This window comes from Cupriavidus neocaledonicus (assembly GCF_000372525.1).
GTDB classification, from domain to species: Bacteria; Pseudomonadota; Gammaproteobacteria; order Burkholderiales; family Burkholderiaceae; genus Cupriavidus; species Cupriavidus neocaledonicus.
Genome location: NZ_AQUR01000102.1, coordinates 127,909 through 147,799, shown reverse-complemented (window position 1 = coordinate 147,799; position 19,891 = coordinate 127,909). Strand labels below are relative to the sequence as shown.

The following is a 19,891-nucleotide window of genomic DNA, read 5'->3' as shown; positions in this document are numbered from 1 at the left end:
AAGGCAGTCTAGGGTGGCGGGTTAAGTCTGTCCAAGACGGAATTTGAAAGACTTGATACCCTATCGGTCTGACTGTCGCGTATCGCCCCAGAGCTACACATGCTGGATATCCGCCAACTCCACTATTTCGTCGCCGTGGCCGAGGAAGAGCACGTCGGCCGTGCCGCCGAGCGGCTCCATATCTCCCAATCGCCACTTAGCCGGCAGATTGCCCAGCTTGAAGAGAAGCTGGGGCTGGTGCTGTTCGAGCGCTCCCAGCAGCGCATACGCCTGACGCGCGACGGCCGCACTTTCCTGGCGGAGACGCGGGCCTTCCTCACCCACGGCACCCGGCTCGAATCGCTGGCCCGCCGGCTCGGGCGCGGCGATGAAGGCGGCCTGTGCATTGGCTACCTGGAATACGCGATGCACTCCGGCATCCTGCCGAACGCGCTGCGCGAGCTGCGCCATGACCGGCCCGCCGTCCATATCGCGCTCTACAACCAGCAATCGGCAACGCAGCTCGAAGGACTGCGCCAGCGCAGCCTCGATATCGCGCTGGTGTGCGAGCCGCCCTTGCCGGACGATCCGGACCTCGAGGCCGCGCAGGTACTCAACGACCCGATGCTGCTGGCGCTGCCCGAGGGGCATCTGCTGGCTGGGGCGAAGTCGCTCACCCCGGCCGACCTCGCCGCGCAGAAGTGGATCGGCGTGATGCACCAGGAAACCGCGCTGCGGCACGACGCCTTCATCGCGGCCTGCGCCAGGGCAGGTTTTACCCCCACCATCACCATGGAAGCGACCGAGCCGCTGGCCGCGTTGGGGCTGGTGGCCGCGGGGCTTGGCATGACCACCATCCAGCAGAGCCTGCGTCACCAGGCCCCCGCAGGCGTCGTGCTGCACGAACTGTCGTGGCTCGACTACCGCACCCCCTTGTGGGCTGCCTGGCACAAGGTCAACCTGCGGCCGCTGGTGGAGATCTTCCGCAAGACGCTGCTGCAGTCGAGCAGGATGGCCATGGCGCACACCGCGGCACAGGCAGCGTGAGCCGCACCGGTATTGCGCTGCAACGCTGGCATCCATCCGTGGGTTGCCGCGCGGCGGCGTCCTTGACACCCACGCTATCCCGCCTCTAATAGCCTTAGGCACCGTCAAGCTGGCAATGACGGCCGGGAGGCGAAATGCGCTGCAGCCAATGTGGCTTCGGCAATCTTGCTGGCGCCAACTTCTGTGAGGCGTGCGGGGCGCGGCTTGCCCGCGTGTGCCCGCAATGCGGCGCCGAGGCCACCGCGGCGGCGCGGTTCTGCCGCGTCTGCGGCGTTGGCCTGCCCGACGCGCCCGCCAGCACCGCGCCTGCGCCCGCCCCGGCGCGCCCAGACAGTCCGGCGCCGGTCCACTACACCCCGCCGCACCTGGCGGGGCGCATCCTGGCCGAGCAGGCGGCGATGGAAGCCCGCGGCGAAACCGCCGGCGAGCGCAAGACCATCACCGCGCTGTTTGCCGACATGGCCGGCTCCACCGCGCTGACCCAGGACCTGGACCCGGAGGACGCGCGCCGGCTGATCGATCCCGTGGTGACGCTGATGATGGAAGCGGTCCACCACTACGAGGGCTACGTCGCCAAGTTCCTCGGCGACGGCATCCTGGCGCTGTTCGGCGCGCCCATCGCCCACGAGGACCACGCCCTGCGCGCGCTCTACGCCGCGCTGCGCATGCAGGATGCGATGCACCGGCACAGCGACCGCGTGCGCCTGGAGCAAGGCATTCCGCTGCAGGTCCGCATCGGCATCCATACCGGCGAGGTGGTGGTGCGCTCGATCCGCAAGGACGACCTGCACACCGACTACGATCCGGTCGGCCACACCATCCATATCGCCTCGCGCATGGAGGGCATCGCCACGCCGGCGTCGATCCTGGTGAGCGAGTCGACCCACAAGCTGACCGAGGGCTATTTCGAGTTCACGGCACTGGGCACTACCACAGTCAAGGGCGTGCGCGAGCCGCTGGCGGTGTACGAGGTGATCGGGCCGGGGGCGTTGCGCACGCGGCTGCAGGTGGCAGCGCACCGCGGCCTGGCGCGCTTCGTCGGACGCCAGGACGAGCTGGCGCACCTGAACGCGGCGCTTGAGCAGGCCAAGGCCGGCCACGGGCGCATCGTCGCGGTGGTCGGCGAGGCCGGGGTCGGCAAGTCGCGGCTGTTCCATGAGTTCAAGGTCAGGTCGCAGCAGGGCTGCCTGGCGCTGGAGACGTTCTCGGTGTCGCACGGCAAGGCCTTTGCCTACCTGCCGCTGATCGAGATGCTGAAGAACTATTTCCAGATCACGGCGCACGACGGCGACCGCAGCTGCCGCGAGAAGCTGACCGGCAGGCTGCTGACGCTGGACCGCTCGCTGGAAGAGCACCTGCCCTACCTGCTCTACCTGCTGGGCGTGGTTGAGCCCGACTCGCCGCTGCCGACCATGGACCCGGCGCTGCGGCGCCAGCGCACCTTCGACGCGATCGCGCGGCTGCTGGTGCGCGAAAGCCAGAACCAGCCGCTGGAAGTCATCTTCGAAGACCTGCAATGGCTCGACGGCGAGACCGAGGCCTTCCTCAACATGCTGGTCGACCACGTGCCCGGCGCGCGCATCGTGCTGCTGGTGAACTACCGGCCCGAGTACAGCCATCGCTGGGACGCGGGCGCGCATTACTCGCAGCTGCGCCTGCAGCCGCTGGGACAGGCCGAGGCGCAGGAACTGCTGACCGCGCTGCTCGGCGACGACCCCAGCCTGGTGCCGCTGAAGCGGCTGATCCTCGACAAGACCGAAGGCAATCCCTTCTTCATGGAGGAAGTGGTCCAGACCCTGGCCGAGGAAGGCGCGCTGCTGGGCCAGCCGGGCAGCTACCGCATCGAGAAGGCGCCGGCGCTGCTGCACATCCCGACCACCGTGCAGGGGGTGCTGGCCGCGCGTATCGACCGGTTGCCGCTGGCGCAGAAGGAACTGCTGCAGACCCTTGCCGTGATCGGCAAGGAATTTCCGCTGGGCCTGGTGCTGCGCGTCACCGGCCTGCCGGAAGACCGGCTCCATCCGCTGCTGCGCGACCTGCAGAGCGCCGACTTCATCTACGAACGGCCCGCCTTCCCCGAGGTGGAGTACGCCTTCAAGCACGCGCTGACCCAGGAAGTGGCCGGCAGCTCGCTGCTGACCGAGCGCCGCAGCGCGCTGCATGAAAGCTCCGCGCAGGCGATCGAGGCGATGTTCCAGGGACGGCTCAAGGACTACTGCAGCGAACTGGCCCACCACTACAGCCACAGCGGCAATGTGCCGAAGGCGGTCGAATACCTGCACTGCGCCGGCCAGCAGGCGCTGCAGCGCTCGGCGCAGGAGGAAGCGATCCGGCACCTGAGCGAGGCCATTGCCCTGCTCAAGCGCCAGCCCGACAGCCCCGAGCGCGCGCGCCTGGAGCTGACGCTGCTGCTGACGCTGGGGCCCGCGCTGATCGCGGCGCGGGGCCAGGCCTCGCCCGAAGTGGAGGCCAATTACCGGCGCGCGATGTCCCTGTGCGAGCAGGGCCGGCAGACGCCCTATGTGTTCTCGGCGCAGCTGGGCATGTGGGCGTTCTACCAGCTGCGCGCGCAATACCAGGTGTCGCTGCCGCTGGCGCGGCGCCTGCTGGCGCTGGCCACCGAGTCGCAGAAGCCCAAGCAGCTGGCCGAAGGGCACCGCGCGCTGGGCGCCACGCTGTTCCGCCTGGGCTTGCTGGAAGAAGCGCGCGCGCATATGGAGGCCGTGCTGGCCGTGCCGCATCCCGAGCACTCCGCCTACGACTTCCTGACCGGCTACGGCCGCGACCCGATGGTCCATGCCACCAGCACGCTGGCCTGGATCCTGTGGTACCAGGGCTTTGCCGACCAGGCGCTGGCGCGCAGCCGCGAGGCGCTGGCGCTGGCCCGCGCGCGCCCGGATGCCTACAACCTGGCGTTGTGCCTGGTGTTCGCGGCGGAACAGTACCGCTGGCGCCGCGATCCCGCGCAGGCCCGGGAGTATGCGGAAGCCGCCATTGCGATTTCGTGCGAACAGGGCTTCCCGATCTACCTGGCCTGGGGCACCGTGCTGCAGGGCTGGGCGCTGTCCGAGCAGGGCAGCCACGAGGAAGGCATTGCGCGGATGCGGCGTGGCCTGACGGCTTACGAGGCCACCGGCGGCGAACTCGGCATGCCAAACCTGCTGGCGATGCTGGCCGAGGCCTGCGGCAAGGCCGGCCAGCCCGCCGCCGCGCTGGACGTGCTGACGCGCGCGCAGGCCATGGTCGAAGACACCGGCGAGCGGCTCGACGAAGCCGTGGTCTATCGGCTGCGCGGCGACATGCTGCTGCAGCTGGCCGCGCCCGATGCCGGCGCCGCCGCCAGCCATGAAGCCGAGGCCTGCTTCCAGCGCGCGCTGGCGGTCGCGCACGACCAGGGCGCCAGGCCGCTGGAGCTGCAGGCCGCGCTCAGCCTGGCCCGGCTGTGGCAGCGCCAGGGCAAGGGCGACGCCGCGCGCGAAGCGCTGGCGCGCATCCACGCCAGCTTCAGCGAGGGCACCGATGGCGCCGACTGGCAAGAGGCGCAAGCCTTGCTTGCCGAGCTTGCCAACAACGCGGCCCGCGACGCGGGTCCGGCGCGCGCATGATCACCGCCGCCGCCAACCCGCTGCAAGAGCGCTTTGTCGCGCTCTGGACCCTGGCGGGCGGCACCCGCGCGGCGGAAGCGTATGCCGACCTGGCGCGCTGCTACGGCGAGCCGAGCCGGCATTACCACACCCTCGACCATGTGCGCCGGTGCCTGCGCGACCTCGACTGGGCGCGCAGCGCGATACCGGATGCCGCCGACGTGGAACTGGCGCTGTGGTGCCATGACGTCATCTACGTGCCGGGCGCCGCCGACAACGAAGCGCGCAGCGCCGCGTGGCTGCAGCACTGGTCCGCCGGCACCGTCGCCGCCGCCGCGCGCGTCGCCACGCTGATCCTGGAGACCACCCACGCCGACGTGCCGGCCAGCCTGGCGGGGCGCTTCACCGCCGACATCGACCTGGCCGCGCTGGGCTACAGCCGCGCGCGCTTCCAGGACAACGGCGCGCGCCTGCGCGCCGAGCGCACCGACCTGGACGATGCCGCCTATGACGCGGCCGAGCGGGCCTTCCTGCAGCGCCTGCTGGCCAGTCCCCGCATCTATGCCACCGACCTGTTCCAGTCGCGCTACGAGGCGCAGGCGCGCGCCAATCTCGCCTGGCGGCTGGCCCAGCCGGGGCCTACAGGAATTCGCCGGTGATATCGACGCTGGAGCGCTGGCCCACGCAGTCATAGTTGCGCTCGAGCCAGAGCGTGGCGGCCTGCCGGCCCTGGTCGCGCAGCGTGCACAGGAAATTCCAGTCGGCGTTGTACTTGGTCGAGACCCCGAGCGCGGCCATGGTCTCGTCCGAGCGGATCGAATGGATCCACATCTCCTTCATCTCGTTGCGGTCGATCTTGCCCTGCTGGATCAGCGTGGTGACGAAGCCGATCGCGCGCATCTCGCGCATCAATGACGAGTTGAAGCTGACCTCGTTGACCCGGTTCAGGATCTCCGCCGCCGTGGTCGGCACGCCGCGCCGCACGATCGGGTTGATGTGGACGATCACGACATCGTGGGTCTCGCAGTGATAGATCAGCGGAAAGATCGCCGGGTTGCCGACATAGCCGCCGTCCCAGTAATGCTGGCCGTCGATGCTGACTGCCTGGAACAGCGTGGGCACGCAGGCCGACGCCAGCACCGCGTCGACGCTCAGCTCTTCCTGCGCGAAGATGCGGATGCGGCTGGTCTCGATATTGGTCGCGCACAGGTACAGCCGGATCGGGCAATGCGCGCGCAGCGCCGCGAAATCCACCTGGCCAAGCAGCACGTCGCGCAGCGGATTGGCATTGCCCGGGTTGAACTGGTACGGCGACAGCAGGCGCAGCGTGATGTCGGCCATGGCGTACAGCGGGGAATGGTTCAGCCCCAGCGTATGGCTGCCCTTGAACCACGGCAGCCAGCGCAACGGGTTGAAGCGCTGCGCCGAATGCGCGATGGCCTGCCAGAAGTCATGCAGGGCCTGGCGCGCGCCTTCGCTGCCACCCTGCATCAGGCCATAGGCCAGCACCGTGCCGTTCATCGCGCCGGCGCTGGTGGCGCTGACGCCCTCGACCGCCAGCCGGCCATCTTCCAGCAGGCGGTCCAGCACGCCCCAGGTAAATGCGCCGTGCATGCCGCCGCCTTGCAAGGCCAGCGCCACGGGCTTGACTTGGACAGGCTCGGGCGGCATAGGAGTCTTCCCTCGGGCGGCGACAAGGCGCCATGCTCCAGTGTAGGGAAGAACCGCGCCGGGGGCGTAGGGCGCCGTGCGTGGTATGACACACAGCGCTGCGCCGCTGCGTCATGATGGTCCCCGCAATCGTGGCAGCGGCATCACTTGCTGACGTACCCGCGCCCCGCTATGCCAGCTCGAAGCCGTGCCGCGCCAGCGGCAGCGAGCGCAGGCGCTGGCCGGTCGCGGCAAACAGCGCATTGGCCAGCGCCGGCGCCAGCGTCGGCACCGCCGATTCCCCCACGCCGCCGATACGCTCGCCACTGGGCGCCAGCACCGCCTCGAAGCGCGGCGCCTGCGCCAGCCGCAATAGCGGATAGTCATGGAAATTGGATTGCTGCACGCGCCCGTCGGCAATGGTGATGGCACCCGACAGCGCCGCGCTCAGCGCCCAGATGCTGGCGCCCTCCAGCTGCCGCTCGACCGTCGCGGGATTGATCACGACTCCACAGTCGATCGCATTGACGATGCGGTGCAGCGTGATGCGCCGGTCCTGCACCGACAGCTCCAGCACCGTCGCGCACAGCGAGCTCCACGCCTGCGACAGCGCCACGCCCTGGAAGCGCCCTGCCGGCGCGCTGCCCCAGCCCACGTGCTGCGCCAGGCGCTGCAGCAAGCGCGCCGGACGCGGACGATCGGCCAGCAGCTTCAGCCGGAACTGCAGCGGATCGGCTTTGGCGTGATGCGCCAGTTCGTCGATGAAGCTCTCGGCGAAGAAGGTGTTCTGCGTATAACCCACGCCGCGCCAGAACCCGACCGGCACAGCGGTATTGACCAGCGCATGGCGCACCGCCACGTGGGGCAGCGCGTAAGGCAGGTCCACCACCCCTTCGACCGATTTCGGGTCGACCCCGCCCTTGACCCGGTCCGGGAAATTGCGGACATAGATCGACGAGCAGGCCAGGCGCGCATCCAGCGCGCGGATGCCGGCCGCGTCCGGGGCCAGCACCGCGCTGAAGCGCGCCGCCGCCGCGGGCCGGTAGAAGTCGTGCTGAATATCCTCCTCGCGCGACCAGATCAGCTTGACCGGCTGCCCCGCCGCCTTCGACGCCAGCGCGGCCTGGATGAAGACATCGAACTCCTCGCGCCGGCCGAAGCCGCCGCCGACGAAGGTTCCATGTACGACGATCCGGTCGGCGGGCAGCCCCAGCACGCCCGAGAGCCGCTGCGCGATCTCGCCGCAAACCTGGGTCGGGCCCCAGATCTCGGCGCGGTCGGCGCGCACGTCGGCGGTGGCGTTCATCGGCTCCATGGTGGCGTGGGCGAGGTATGGCACTTCGTATTCGGCGGTGAAGGCCGGCGCGCCCTGCATCTGCGTGTCCGGATCGCCATGGCGCAGTGCCACCGACGAGGCGCTGCGCGCGGCATCGCGGTAGCCCGCCATCAGCGCCGCGTCGCTGGCCAGCTTCCCTGGCGGCAGTTGCCAGTCGGGCTGCAGCGCGGCCAGGGCATTGCGGGCGGTCCAGTAGCTGTCGGCCAGCACCACCACCGCGTCGTCCAGCGGCACCACGCGCCGCACGCCGCGTACCGCCAGCGCCGGCCGGGCATCGACCCGGCGCAGCGTGCCGCCGAAGGCCGGGCACGCCATCACCGAACCGACCAGCATGCGCGGCACCCTGACGTCGACGCCGAACACCGCGGCGCCGCGCGTCTTCAGCGGAATGTCGAGCCGGTCCGTCGGGCGGCCCAGCAGCTTCCAGTCGCGCGGATCCTTCAGCGCCACGTTGGCCGGGCGCGGCAGCGTGGCCGCGCGGGCGGCAAGCGCACCGTAGCCCTGCGTGCGACCGCTGGGCTCGTGCCGCACCACGCCCTGCACCGCGCGGCACTGCGCGACCGGCACGCTCCAGCCTTGCGCGGCGGCCTCGCGCAACATCTCGCGCGCGGTGGCGCCGATGCGGCGCAGCGGCTCGAACGACCAGCGCGCCGAGGTGCTGCTGGCGGTCGCCTGCACCTTGAACATGCGGTTGTTGTAGACCGGGTCGGTGGGAGCCAGCTCGGCGCGCACCTGGCGCCAGTCGCACTCGAGCTCTTCGGCGATCAGCATGGGGGCGGAGGTCATCACGCCCTGCCCCAGCTCGGCCGACGGCACCATGATGGTCACGCTGCCATCGGCATCGATGCGCAGCCAGGCGTTGACGTCGTCCGGGTCGCGCGCGGGCGCACCGGCGTCGGCCGCCTTCGCCAGCGGCAGGTGGAAGCCCAGCACCAGCGCCGCGGGCATGGCGCCGGCGGCTTGCAGGAAACGGCGGCGGCTTGTGTCGGGATGGCTCACGATGACGCCCTCCCCTTGGACTCGCCCGCATTCTGCGCGTTGGCGGCGCGCAGAATGGCGCGTTCGATGCGCGGATAGGTGCCGCAGCGGCACAGGTTGGTGATGCCGGCGCGGACATCCTCCGGCCGCGGCGACGGGTTGTCCTTCAGCCAGGCGCAGGCGGCCATGATCATGCCCGACTGGCAATAGCCGCACTGCGGCACCTGCTCCGCAATCCACGCACGCTGGACCGGATGCGAATTGTCGGCCGACAATCCTTCGATGGTAGTAATGTCGGCGCGCGCCACGCTGCCGACAGGCGTGATGCAGGCGCGCACCGCCTTGCCGTCGACATGCACGGTGCAGGCGCCGCACAGGCCGGCACCGCAGCCGAACTTGGTGCCGGTATAGCCAAGGTAATCGCGCAGCACCCACAACAGGGGCATGTCGCGTTCGGCCTCGACGGCGTGGCGCCTGTCGTTGATCTTCAACTGCAGTTTCATGGGGGTCTCCTCGTTGCGCACCGGCTTCCGGACGGCCGGTTCGGCTGCGGCCCAGTATCGGCCGGGCGGCATGGCGGGACAATCGACTTGTTTTGCCAGCACCTGTGAGGCAAGATCACAGCCATGATTCGCCGGCTCCCTTCGATGCAAGTGCTCCAGGCCTTTGCCGCCACCGCGCGCACGGGCAGCATGACGCGCGCCGCCGATGCGCTGTGCGTGACGCATGGCGCGGTCAGCCGGCATATCCGTGCACTGGAGTCACAGCTGGGCTGCACCCTGTTCCTGCGTGCCGGCCGGCAGCTGGGGCTGACCGCCACCGGCCGCGAACTCGCCGACGACCTCGAGCGCGCGCTGCGCGCGGTAGAGCTGTCACTGGCCGGCGCGGCCGAGCGGCGCGCGCGCGAACGCCAGTCGCTGCATGTCAATGTCAGCCCCGAACTGGCCGGCGCCTGGCTGGTGCCCAGGCTGCCGCAGTTGCGCGAGGCGCTGCCCGGCCTGGACCTGTCCATCGCCGCCAGCACCGGGGACCCCGACTTTTCCCGTGCCGACCTGGACGTCAGCCTGCGCTACGGCCCCGCGCCCTTCACCGGCTACCAGTGCCTGAAGCTGCTGGACGACGACATCATCGTGGTCTGCAGCCCGGGCTTCGCCAGCCGGCACGCCGGCATGACCGCGGCCGATGCCGCGCGCCTGCCGCGGCTGCGGCACGCGCGCTTCCGCTGGTCGCAGTGGGGCGCCGCCGCGGGGGTGGTATTGGACGAGCCCGAGGACGGCATCGTGTTCGACTGCCGCGCCCTGCTCATCGAAGCCGCGGCCAGCGGCATGGGCCTGGCGCTCACGCGGGGCTTGCTGGCGCGCGAGGCTATCGCTGCGGGCCGGCTGGTGCGGCCACTGGCGGACAGTTTTCCTGCCAGCCATAACTGCTACATCGTCTGGCGTGGGGATAATCCCAAGCAGGGCTTGATTAGGGGCTTTGCGGAGTGGTTGCGGGAGGAGGCTTTGCGGCGGTGAGACGGATCGCCTGTCTGGACCAGATTGGCGCCACCGTACCGTATTGCTGCCGGTTTGTGACCCCGCTCACGAATCCTGGCTCCAGCGCCCTTATCGTAGCCTCCTTCATAACGCAGCCACATGCGGCGCGCCCTGGGAGTTTGCCATCCGCTGGACTGAAGTCACTCGATATTTGCCAGCCGCGTCCCCGCCGTCAGGAAAGTGCCCGCGGCCGCCTGCCACGTTACGCGGCCGGCGCGATGCGCGTGGACCTGCATCTCCATCTTCATCGCCTCCATCACGGCGATCGGGTCGCCTTCGTTGACCTCATCGCCGACTGCCACCTTCCAGGCCTGCACGGTGCCGGCGATCGGGGATGGCAGATCGGCGGCGTTGGAGGCTGCCAGCTGCGCGGGTGTCGTGGCACTGCCCGGCGCCGGGGCGTCGGCCAGGCCGCGCAGCAGTTGCGCCGGCAGCCCGAGCACCATGCGACGGCCGTCGATCTCGATGGCGGTGCGCAGCAGGCTGCCATCGTGCTGGGGCTCGGCGCGTGCGGCCGCGGCCAGCGGCTCGGCGAAGTCGGACTCGATCCAGCGCGTGTGCACCCTGAAGCCATCCGCGCCGAGGAAATCGGCGTGGTCGATCACGGCACGGTGGAACGGCAGCACCGACGCCACGCCTTCAATGCGGAACTCGCGCAGCGCGCGGCGCGCGCGTGCCAGCGCCTGTTCGCGCGTCGCGCCGGTCACGATCAGCTTGGCCATCAGCGAATCGAACGTGCCAGGCACCACCGAGCCCGACTGCACGCCTGAATCCACGCGCACGCCGGGCCCCGACGGGACGTCGAAGCGCTGCACCGGGCCGGGCGTGGGAAGAAAGCCGCGGCCGACGTCTTCTGCGTTGATGCGGAACTCGATCGAATGGCCCAGCGGTACCGGCGTTTCAGTGATCGACAGCGGCAGGCCGTCGGCCACGCGCAGCTGCTCGATCACCAGGTCCACGCCCGTGGTCTGCTCGGTCACGGGGTGTTCAACCTGCAGCCGGGTGTTGACCTCCAGGAAGGAGATCGCACCGCCGGTGCTGAGCAGGAACTCGACGGTGCCGGCGCTGGTATAGCCGGCGGCGGCGCAGATGTCGCGCGCGGCGGCGTGGATGCGCGCGCGCTGCGCGTCGGTCAGGAATGGCGCCGGCGCTTCTTCCACCAGCTTCTGGTTGCGACGCTGCAGCGAGCAATCGCGCGTGCCCAGCACCACCACATTGCCATGCTGGTCGGCCAGCACCTGCGCTTCGATATGGCGCGGCTTGTCGAGGAACTGCTCAACGAAACACTCGCCGCGGCCAAAGGCCGTGACCGCCTCGCGCACGGCCGAAGCATACAGCTCCTCCACCTCGTCCATGCGCCAGGCGATCTTCATGCCGCGGCCGCCGCCGCCGAAGGCGGCCTTGATGATGATCGGCAGGCCGTACTTGTCGGCAAAGGCCAGTACCTCGTTAGCATCCGTGACCGGGTCGGAGGTGCCGGCGACCAGCGGGGCGCCGACCTGCAAAGCAATCTTGCGCGCTTCTACCTTGTCGCCGAGCCGGGCGATCGTCTCTGGCGACGGGCCGATCCAGGTCAGGCCTGCATCGATCACCGCACGGGCAAAGGCTTCGCTTTCCGACAGGAAGCCGTAGCCGGGATGCACGGCATCGGCACCGCTGCGGCGCGCGATATCGAGCAGCTTGGGGATATTCAGGTAGGTGTCCGCCGGGCGCTCGCCGTCCAGCCCGTAAGCCTCGTCGGCCAGGCGCGCATGCAGCGCGTCGATATCGGCGTTGGCATAGACGGCGACGGATCCCACGCCATAGTCGGCGCAGGCGCGGATGATGCGGACGGCGATCTCGCCGCGGTTGGCAATCAGGACTTTCTTCATCGCAAATCTCGGTTGGAGGCGCGCGCTCAGGCGGCAGACGGCTGCAGTTCAGTCGAGTTCAGTTCTTCGAAGGCGCCGATCGGGTTGAAGCGCAGCCAGGCGCCAACCGGCACCTGGCCGGCGCGGTCCAGGTGGTGGGGTGCCACCGCGCCGATCACGGGATAGCCGCCGGTCAGCGGGTGGTCGGCCAGGAACAGCACGGGCTGGCCGCTGGGCGGCACTTGCAGCGCGCCGAGGACAGTGCCCTCGCTGGGCAGTTCGCCGGGGATGGCGCGCTCCAGCGGCATTTCGCCGGCCAGGCGCAAACCCACGCGGTTGGACTGTGGCGTGACCCGCCAGCGCTGCGCCGCGAAGCGCGCCACGGACTCGCGCGTGAACCAGTCGGTACGGGGACCCAGCACCACGTCGAGCACCACCTCCTGTTCGATGTTGGGGAGGTCTGGGGCAGGCAGCGTTGGCATGCCGACCACGGCGCCCGCGGGCGCTGGCAACAGGCCGAGCAGGTCGCCCACTTTCAGCGGCGCGGGGCCGACGTTGGCCAGTGTGTCGGTGGCGCAGCTGCCGAGCACCGGCGCAACGGCAAAGCCGCCGCGTGCCGCCACATAGCAGCGGGCGCCGGCGACGGGCTGGCCGATGCTCAGCGTGTCGCCATCGGCGAGCGCCACGGCCTGGTGGCTCGGCACGCTCCATTGCCGGCCATCGGTAGTGCGCACCGTCAGCGGTGCATCGGCGCCGGTGACCGCCAGCACGGTTTCGCCGTGGCTCTGCAGTTGCAGGCCGCCACCCACCGTCTCGAGCGCGGCGCCGTCGCTGCGGTTGCCCACCAGCCGGTTGGCTGTCTTGAGGGCCGCCTGGTCCATCGCGCCCGAGGCCGAGACTCCCTGCCCGGCCTGGCCGTGGCGGCCCAGATCCTGGAACACGGTCAGCAACCCCGTCCCCTTCACCTTCAGCGCGGCGGCGCCGCGCGCAGCGCTTTGGTGGCTGCTGCGATCGCCCGCCGGGGAAACATCGGGCACCGGCCGGCCAACGCTGCCGGTATCGAACGCGCCATCGAGCGTAGCGATATCGACAAAACGCACGCGATAGCCGGGTTGCAGCAGCGCGGGCTGTGCGCGGCCCAGGTCCCACATTGCCATCGGGGTGACGCCGATGATCTGCCAGCCGCCGGGGCTGGCCTGCGGATACACACCGCTGAAGGTACCGGCCAGCCCCACGGCGCCAGCCGGAATGCGCGTACGAGGCGTGCTTCGGCGCGGCACGTCGAGGCTGGGGTGGCCGCCGCTCAGGTAGGCAAAGCCGGGAGCAAAGCCGGTAAAGGCAACGGTGTACTCGCTGCCGGAGTGGCGGCGCACCACTTCCTCCGGCGTGATGCGCAACAGGTGCGCGACCTCGGCCAGGTCCTCGCCGTCATAACGCACCGGAATCTTGACCAGCACGCTGCCGCGCTCGACACGTTGCGACAGGTCGCGCGCGGCGATGGACCGCACCAGCGCGGCGGCGCTGGTGGCCGACGGGCGGAAGTGCACGAGGATGGTGCGCGCGGCAGGCACCAACTCGTCCACGCCGTAAAGGGGATCGCGCTGCAGCGAGGCCAGCAAGGCCAGCGTCTGGCCCAGTTCGGCCAGCTCCACCAGCAGCGCATTAGAGGTAACGGGCAGGAAACGCAAGACGAGCTCCGCAGTGACCCGGCGGTCTTAAACGTGATACGCGCTGTCAGGCACGTCGGTGATTAACATGTGACCCGGCGCATGGGTCACGGCAAACGGCACGCCGGACGCCATCACGGCCGCCTGGGGCGTAACGCCGCAGGCCCAGAACACCGGGATCTCGCCCGGCTCGATCCGTACGGCGTCGCCGAAGTCGGGCTTGGCGATGTCGGCAATGCCCAGTGCGGCCGGATCGCCGACATGGACGGGGGCGCCGTGCACCGATGGGAAGCGAGCGGTGATGCAAACCGCATCGGCAACCCGATGCGCTGGGATGGGCCGCATGGACACCACCATCTCGCCATGCAGGCGGCCAGCGGGCCGGCACTGGCGGTTGGTGCGGTACATCGGCACGTTGCAGCCGTCGGCGATATGCCGCACTTCGATGCCGGCCTCTTGCAGCGGCGTTTCAAAGGTGAAGCTGCAGCCGATCAGGAAGGTGACCAGGTCTGGCTGCGCGGCCCACAGCGCCGTGGCATCCGCCACTTCGTCTGCCAGCTCGCCATCGCGCCAGACGCGATACAGCGGAATATCGGTGCGCAGGTCAGCCCCCTGCGCGAGCGCGGTCTGGTATGCTCCCGCTTCGGTCACGTCAAGCACGGGACAGGCCTTCGGGTTGCGCTGCGCGTACAGCAGGAAGTCCCAGGCCCAGTCGCGCGGCAACGCGATCATGTTGGTTTGCGTCATGCCCGGCGCAATGCCGGCGGTGGGCTGCACCGTGCCGGCGCGATAGCTTGCGCGCGCTGCGCGGGCGGCACGGATGGCGTCCGCGGCGGCCATGGCGCGCTCCGGTGCCAAAGCTTGCATATGTGTTTCTCCAGTGATTTCAGGTGCGGCTTGCCGGCTCAGGCGAACGCGCGGATGTTGACGCCGTCGCGCCCGAGTGCCTCGCGCGCGGCGCGCGCCACGCTGCCGTCGATGGCCCGTACGGTGCCTTCACGCACCGCCCACACAGCGCGTTGCGCCACTTCGGCGGCATCGTTGCCCATGCTCCATGCGCCGAAGCTCTCGCGCAGGTCGTTGTTGAGGTCGATCTGCATGATGTCAGGCTACCGTGCGTGAAGTTGCTGCGTCAGCCGGTCCTTCGGCGCCAGGCTCGGCTTCGCCGAGCAGTTCGCGCCCCTGCGTTTCCGGCAACAGCAGGCAGGCGACAACGACCAGCCCATAGGCGCCGGCGGCGAGATAACCGATGGCGACGCCCAGCGACATCGTCGCGCTCATATGTCCGATCATGGCAGGGAACACCGAGCCGACCGCGCGGCCGAAGTTGTAGGAAAAACCCTGGCCGGAGCCGCGGATATGGCTCGGATAGAGCTCCGTCAGGTAAGCCCCCATGCCCGAGAAGATGCCCGACAGGAAGAAGCCCAGCGGGAAGCCCAGCAGCAGCATCGCCGCGTCGGTGATCGGCAGTTGCGTATAGCAGATCACGAGGCTGGCCGCGCTCACCGCGAACAGCATGAAGCAACGCCGGCGCCCCAGGTGGTCGGACAGCCAGGCGCTGGTGAGGTAACCGGCGAAGGAGCCCGCGATCAGCACCATCAGGTAGCCGCTGGTGTTGAGCACTGACAGGTTGCGCTCCATCTTCAGGTAGGTGGGCAGCCACGTCGTTACCGAGTAGTAGGCACCTTGCATGCCGGTCGCCAGCAGGCTGGCCAGCACCGTGACGCGCAGCACGCCCGGCTTGAAGATCAGCATGAAGTTATTGCTTTGCCCGGTGCGCGCCAGCTTGGCCCTGGTTTCCTGATACACCGCGGGTTCGCTGATATTGCGGCGGATATAGAGGATAAAGATCGCCGGCAGCACGCCGGTCCAGAACAGCACGCGCCATGCGTATTGCTGGTCGAACGCGGCATAGATTGCCCAGAAGGCAATCGCCGACAGGCCCCAGCCGACGGCCCAGCTGCTTTGCACCAGACCCACGGCCTTGCCGCGATGGCGTGCACGGATCATCTCGGCGATCAGTACCGAACCGACCGACCATTCGCCGCCAAACCCGAGCCCTTGCAGCATGCGGGTCACGAACAGCTGCTCCGGCGACTGGGTGAATCCGCTCAGGAAGGTAAAGAAGCTGAACCAGAGCACGGTCAGCTGCAGGATCCGCACGCGGCCGTATTTGTCGGCCAGGATGCCGGCCAGCCAGCCGCCGACGGCCGAGCTGATAAGCGCGCCCGTGGCGATGTAGCCAGCCTCGGCCTTGGTCATGCCCCACACCAGGATGAAGGTGGGAATCATGAAGGTGTAGATCATGTAGTCGAATGCATCGACGCCATAGCCGACGAAGGCGGCAAAGAGCGTCTTGCGCTCTGCCCGAGTTGTTTCTTTAAGCCACATGGTTTGCGCTCACTGAAAGGGATAAAGCGTGTACAAGGCTCATCGAGCCGTCGTCACGACGATGTTCCGGTAGCGAGCGGCAACGCTAACCAGCGGCGCCGCTCGCCAGCGCTGTTTAGCAAAATACATGCCGTGTTGATCTATATGCACGTATCACTCAACCACCTTGAAAACATTGTTCAACAATCTGTCGACTCTATCGATCGTGGTATACACCTAAGCCAGCGGCGGAGGCACGGTTGGCGCCAAACATGTGCATATTGTTCAACAAGGTGCGCTAATATCCCGGCCCAGGGGCATGCCGGTACCAGCCGGCTCCATTCAAGCCAACATGACCACCAGTACTGACATAAGAAATTTGGCCGAGCGGGTCACGGAACAGATGCGCCAGCGCATCGTGCGTGGCGACTTCGCACCGGGGCAGCGCTTGTCGGAAGCGGCGCTAAGCGAAAACCTGCAGATCTCGCGCAACACCTTGCGGGAAACCTTTCGCGTGCTGACCAAGGAAGGACTGCTCAAGCACGAACCCAACCGCGGGGTGTCCGTGGCGATTCCGACCATCGCGGCCATCATCGATATCTACCGCGTGCGCCGCATGATCGAATGCCAGGCGATCGCCCAGGCCTACCCCAGCCATCCGGCCAGGAAGCACATGCGCGAAGCGGTGGAAATGGGACTGCGCTGCCGCGACAACGGCGACTGGCAGGGGGCGGGCACCGCCAATATGGAATTCCACATGGCCATCGTGGAACTGGCCGACAGCGAGCGGCTGAACGTGATGTTCTCCCACCTGCTGGCCGAACTGCGCCTGGCTTTCGGCCTGCTGCAGGATCCGGAATTCCTGCATGGCCCTTATGTCGAGATGAACCAGCACATCCTGCAGTTGTTCGCATCGGGCAAGCTGGCGGAGTGCGCTGCGGCCCTTAACGACTACCTGGTGCAGTCCGAACGGATCGTGCTGTCGGTTTGCGCGCGGCACCCGGTGTTCAAGGGGCGTTGAGCGCTGGCGCGCAAACTCGCGAAAGCTCGCGCCAGGCGCTGCTATCCCGCCCAGACAGTCGTATCGTCCAGCGGATAAACCGGCCCCTTGACCCGCCGGAAGGGAAACCGCTCGTAGCGCGAACTGGTAACCCCCTCCCCGTCGCACTCCACCACCGCCTTGGCAATCGGCACGAACACCGGCCTGCAGTACATGCGCGACTTCAGCAGCAGGAACCTGGCCCGGTGCGGATCGATGCCGATATGGGTAAAGATCCCCAGGTCCCAGTGTTCTTGCGGGGTTTCGGTGACGATCACCTGCGCCGCGCCGATGTCTAGCAAGGCGGTGCGTCCCATGCGGATGCGTTGCCCGGTGTAGGTCGGCCCGGTGATGGTGTACTCGCCGTCGGTGATCGCGCTGACCGTGCCGGTCAGCGACCGGCTCTGGGGATAGACCTCCAGCTGCGGCAACGCCACCTTGTCGCCGACCGGCAGCGTGATGCGGGCGCCGACGCCGGCGTCGACCAGCGCCGCCACCGCCTCCGGGTCGCACACGGGCCCGACCGCGATACCGGTCAGGCCCTGCGCCAGCGCCTCGTGCAGTACCGCCATGTTGTCGCAGGTGCCGCCGGACATGCAGTTGTCGCCATGGTCGAGCAGCAGCACCGGCCCTTCCTGCGCACCGCCCGCGCTGTCGGCAAGCTGCGCTGCGCGCGCGATGGAGCTGGCGAGCGGCTCGGCCTGGTAGCCGAAGGCGTCGCGCTCGGCCCAGGCCTGCGCCGCGATCCGGCTCGCCACCTCGTCCGCCCTGGCCGGGTCGCCGTCGCCGACCACGATCACGCTCAGGCAGGGCGCGGCGATGTCGGCCAGGCCGAAGCCGGCCAGCACCGACACCGCCAGCATGCCATCGCGCTCGGCCTCGCGCGCCAGCGCCACGGCGCGCTGCATCGCGCCTTCGTCGGTGCGGCTGCGCAGGGTGTGGGTGATCAGCGGCGGGCGCCGCCACGCCATCACCGGGCGCACGCGTCCCGCGATCATGTCGAGCAGCAGCCGGCCGGCGTGCTCGCCGGTTTCATACATGTCCACATGCGGATAGGTCTTGAAGCTGACCGCGATGTCGGCATGGTCGACCAGCGCCTGCGTGATGTTGCCGTGCAGGTCCAGCGCGATCGCGACCGGCGCGTGCGGCAGCACGGCGCGCAGGCGGCGCAGCAGGTCGCCTTCGCCGTCGTCGCTGTTTTCGGCCACCATTGCGCCGTGCAAGTCCAGCATGACCGCATCGCAGCCTTCGGCGGCGGCGATGATGGTGTCGCACAGGTGCGTGTAGGCATCGGCGGCGACACGGCCGCTGGGGTTGGCGCCGGCGATCACGGGCACCACGATGTCGGCGCCGGCGGCCTCGGCCAGATCGATGAAGGCGGCGGCGGCGGTGCGGGTGCCCTTGGCGGCGCGATAGGCAGCGTCGCCATAGGCAGGCGCGAACGCAGCCAGTGGCGTCGGCACCGGTGAAAAGGTATTGGTCTCGTGATTGAGCCGGGCAATCAGGATCTTCATCGGGCAGTCCGTTCAGTTGTCATGGCCGCGTGGCGGCATCGAGCATGGCGTGCAACAGCACGTTGCAGCCGGCCTCGAGGTGCTCGGGTCGGGCATCTTCGATTTCGTTGTGGCTGATGCCGTCCTTGCACGGCACGAAGATCATCGCGGCCGGTGCCACGCGGGCCAGGTAGACCGCGTCATGGCCGGCGCCGCTGATCACCTCCATGGCGGAATGGCCGAGCCGTTGCGCGCCGCCGCGCACCGCCTCGACCAGCCGCGCATCGAACGGCTGCGGCGGGAAGTACACCACCTGCCGCAGATCGATGGCGATGCCGCTGCGCGCCGCCAGGGCGTCAACCTGCGTACGCAGCGCCGCGTCCATCGCGGACAGCACCGTGTCGTCGCCGGCGCGCAGGTCCACCGTCATCGTCACCTTGCCGGGAATGACGTTGCGCGAATCGGGATGCACGCCCAGGCAACCCACCGTGCCGCGGCCATGCGGGGGATGATCGAGCGCGATGCGGTTGACGATGCCGACCAGCTCCGACGCCGCCAGCAGTGCATCCTTGCGCAGCGCCATCGGCGTGGGGCCGGCATGCGCTTCCATGCCGGTCAGCACCACGTCGTACCAGCGCTGGCCGAGCGCGCCGGTGACCACGCCGATGGTGGTGTCGTTGGCCTCCAGCACCGGTCCCTGCTCGATATGCGCTTCAAAGTAGGCGCCGACCGGGCGCGCACCGACCGGCTCCGGCCCGGCATAGCCGATGGCCTGCAGCGCCTGCCCGACGCTGATGCCGTCGCGGTCGCGCTGCTGCAGCACGTCCGCCAGCGCGAACTCGCCGATGAAAGCGCCCGAGCCCATCATCACCGGCACGAAGCGCGAGCCTTCCTCGTTGGTCCACACCGCAACCTCGAGCGGGGCATCGGTGACGATGCCGGCGTCGGCAAGCGTGCGCAGCACTTCGATGCCGGCGAACACGCCGTAGTTGCCGTCGAACTTGCCGCCGGTCGGCTGGGTGTCGATATGGCTGCCGGTCATCACCGGCGGCAGGGCGTCGTCGCGCCCGGCGCGCCGCGCAAAGATATTGCCGATGCCATCGACGCGGATGGTGCATCCGGCCGCCTGGGCCTCGGCGACGAAAAAGTCGCGGCCCTGGCGGTCGAGCTCGGTCAGCGCCAGCCGGCATACGCCTCCCCTGGGGGTGGCGCCGATGGTCGCCAGGCGCATCAGGGTGTCCCACAGGCGCTGGCCGTCGATGCGCAGGTCGGCGCGCGCGCCGGCGCTCGCCGCTGCCGCGCGCGCTGCTTGCAATGTCGTCATGTCATTCCTCGTCCCGGTCGGCCCGCGGCCGCCGTCATC

Annotated in this window: 15 protein-coding genes; 5 read left to right on the top strand and 10 right to left on the bottom strand. The window is 69.0% G+C overall.

Annotated elements, in window-relative coordinates:
• Nucleotides 1–99: 99 nt before the first annotated feature.
• The 3 genes from A3AG_RS0120785 (at nt 100) to A3AG_RS0120775 (ending at nt 5,269) form a co-directional block, all read left to right on the top strand.
• Nucleotides 100–1,026 carry a LysR family transcriptional regulator gene (locus A3AG_RS0120785; RefSeq protein ID WP_018007280.1) on the top strand — a complete coding sequence of 309 codons (927 nt, stop codon included), beginning with the start codon at nt 100–102 and terminating at the stop codon, nt 1,024–1,026.
• A gap of 134 nt (nt 1,027–1,160) precedes the next feature.
• Nucleotides 1,161–4,631 carry an adenylate/guanylate cyclase domain-containing protein gene (locus A3AG_RS0120780; protein WP_018007279.1) on the top strand — a complete coding sequence of 1,157 codons (3,471 nt, stop codon included), beginning with the start codon at nt 1,161–1,163 and terminating at the stop codon, nt 4,629–4,631.
• The gene (locus A3AG_RS0120775) at nt 4,628–5,269 is read left to right on the top strand and encodes an HD domain-containing protein (RefSeq protein ID WP_018007278.1); all 642 of its coding nucleotides are present in this window, start codon (nt 4,628–4,630) and stop codon (nt 5,267–5,269) included. The genes A3AG_RS0120780 and A3AG_RS0120775 overlap by 4 nt, the downstream gene beginning before the upstream one ends.
• Here the strand turns inward: A3AG_RS0120775 and A3AG_RS0120770 are convergent.
• The 3 genes from A3AG_RS0120770 to A3AG_RS0120760 form a co-directional block, all read right to left on the bottom strand.
• On the bottom strand, nt 5,250–6,281 hold the full coding sequence (locus tag A3AG_RS0120770) for a patatin-like phospholipase family protein (RefSeq protein WP_018007277.1): 1,032 nt from the start codon (nt 6,279–6,281) through the stop codon (nt 5,250–5,252). The two genes, A3AG_RS0120775 and A3AG_RS0120770, sit on opposite strands and share 20 nt — an antisense overlap.
• A gap of 169 nt (nt 6,282–6,450) precedes the next feature.
• Nucleotides 6,451–8,595, bottom strand: coding sequence for a xanthine dehydrogenase family protein molybdopterin-binding subunit (locus A3AG_RS0120765; RefSeq protein ID WP_018007276.1), 2,145 nt, complete (start codon nt 8,593–8,595; stop codon nt 6,451–6,453).
• Nucleotides 8,592–9,077, bottom strand: coding sequence for a (2Fe-2S)-binding protein (locus A3AG_RS0120760; protein WP_018007275.1), 486 nt, complete (start codon nt 9,075–9,077; stop codon nt 8,592–8,594). The genes A3AG_RS0120765 and A3AG_RS0120760 overlap by 4 nt, the downstream gene beginning before the upstream one ends.
• Before the next feature lie 144 nt (nt 9,078–9,221).
• Here A3AG_RS0120760 and A3AG_RS0120755 point away from each other — a divergent pair, with 144 nt between their 5' ends.
• Entirely contained in the window at nt 9,222–10,088 is an 867-nt protein-coding gene (locus A3AG_RS0120755) for a LysR substrate-binding domain-containing protein (RefSeq protein ID WP_018007274.1), read from the top strand.
• A gap of 161 nt (nt 10,089–10,249) precedes the next feature.
• Here A3AG_RS0120755 and A3AG_RS0120750 read toward each other — a convergent pair whose 3' ends face one another.
• The 5 genes from A3AG_RS0120750 to A3AG_RS31830 are packed head-to-tail and all read right to left on the bottom strand — an operon-like array spanning nt 10,250 to nt 16,017.
• A complete protein-coding gene (locus A3AG_RS0120750) occupies nt 10,250–11,980 on the bottom strand; it encodes an acetyl/propionyl/methylcrotonyl-CoA carboxylase subunit alpha (RefSeq protein WP_018007273.1) in 1,731 nt (576 codons plus the stop codon).
• Between the two features lie 26 nt (nt 11,981–12,006).
• Complete coding sequence (locus A3AG_RS0120745; protein WP_018007272.1) at nt 12,007–13,647, bottom strand: 5-oxoprolinase subunit B/C family protein; 1,641 nt, start codon at nt 13,645–13,647, stop codon at nt 12,007–12,009.
• A 27-nt stretch (nt 13,648–13,674) separates the two neighbouring features.
• The gene (locus A3AG_RS0120740) at nt 13,675–14,493 is read right to left on the bottom strand and encodes a putative hydro-lyase (RefSeq protein WP_018007271.1); all 819 of its coding nucleotides are present in this window, start codon (nt 14,491–14,493) and stop codon (nt 13,675–13,677) included.
• A gap of 38 nt (nt 14,494–14,531) precedes the next feature.
• Entirely contained in the window at nt 14,532–14,726 is a 195-nt protein-coding gene (locus tag A3AG_RS0120735; protein WP_018007270.1) for a hypothetical protein, read from the bottom strand.
• Nucleotides 14,727–14,730: 4 nt separating this feature from the next.
• Entirely contained in the window at nt 14,731–16,017 is a 1,287-nt protein-coding gene (locus A3AG_RS31830; RefSeq protein ID WP_018007269.1) for an MFS transporter, read from the bottom strand.
• 331 nt (nt 16,018–16,348) lie between these two features.
• Between A3AG_RS31830 and A3AG_RS0120725 the strand changes: the two genes are divergently transcribed.
• Entirely contained in the window at nt 16,349–17,017 is a 669-nt protein-coding gene (locus A3AG_RS0120725) for a GntR family transcriptional regulator (RefSeq protein WP_026164343.1), read from the top strand.
• 41 nt (nt 17,018–17,058) lie between these two features.
• Here A3AG_RS0120725 and A3AG_RS0120720 read toward each other — a convergent pair whose 3' ends face one another.
• Entirely contained in the window at nt 17,059–18,549 is a 1,491-nt protein-coding gene (locus A3AG_RS0120720) for a M81 family metallopeptidase (protein ID WP_018007267.1), read from the bottom strand.
• 19 nt (nt 18,550–18,568) lie between these two features.
• Complete coding sequence (locus A3AG_RS0120715; RefSeq protein WP_018007266.1) at nt 18,569–19,852, bottom strand: Zn-dependent hydrolase; 1,284 nt, start codon at nt 19,850–19,852, stop codon at nt 18,569–18,571.
• Nucleotides 19,853–19,891 lie beyond the last annotated feature (39 nt).

Coding starts and splice junctions, on each gene's coding strand:
- A3AG_RS0120785 (WP_018007280.1), top strand. CDS start 100: ATGCTGGATATCCGCCAACTCCACTATTTCGTCGCCGTGGCCGAGGAA.
- A3AG_RS0120780 (WP_018007279.1), top strand. CDS start 1,161: ATGCGCTGCAGCCAATGTGGCTTCGGCAATCTTGCTGGCGCCAACTTC.
- A3AG_RS0120775 (WP_018007278.1), top strand. CDS start 4,628: ATGATCACCGCCGCCGCCAACCCGCTGCAAGAGCGCTTTGTCGCGCTC.
- A3AG_RS0120770 (WP_018007277.1), bottom strand. CDS start 6,281: ATGCCGCCCGAGCCTGTCCAAGTCAAGCCCGTGGCGCTGGCCTTGCAA.
- A3AG_RS0120760 (WP_018007275.1), bottom strand. CDS start 9,077: ATGAAACTGCAGTTGAAGATCAACGACAGGCGCCACGCCGTCGAGGCC.
- A3AG_RS0120755 (WP_018007274.1), top strand. CDS start 9,222: ATGCAAGTGCTCCAGGCCTTTGCCGCCACCGCGCGCACGGGCAGCATG.
- A3AG_RS0120750 (WP_018007273.1), bottom strand. CDS start 11,980: ATGAAGAAAGTCCTGATTGCCAACCGCGGCGAGATCGCCGTCCGCATC.
- A3AG_RS0120740 (WP_018007271.1), bottom strand. CDS start 14,493: ATGCAAGCTTTGGCACCGGAGCGCGCCATGGCCGCCGCGGACGCCATC.
- A3AG_RS0120735 (WP_018007270.1), bottom strand. CDS start 14,726: ATGCAGATCGACCTCAACAACGACCTGCGCGAGAGCTTCGGCGCATGG.
- A3AG_RS31830 (WP_018007269.1), bottom strand. CDS start 16,017: ATGTGGCTTAAAGAAACAACTCGGGCAGAGCGCAAGACGCTCTTTGCC.
- A3AG_RS0120725 (WP_026164343.1), top strand. CDS start 16,349: ATGACCACCAGTACTGACATAAGAAATTTGGCCGAGCGGGTCACGGAA.
- A3AG_RS0120720 (WP_018007267.1), bottom strand. CDS start 18,549: ATGAAGATCCTGATTGCCCGGCTCAATCACGAGACCAATACCTTTTCA.
- A3AG_RS0120715 (WP_018007266.1), bottom strand. CDS start 19,852: ATGACGACATTGCAAGCAGCGCGCGCGGCAGCGGCGAGCGCCGGCGCG.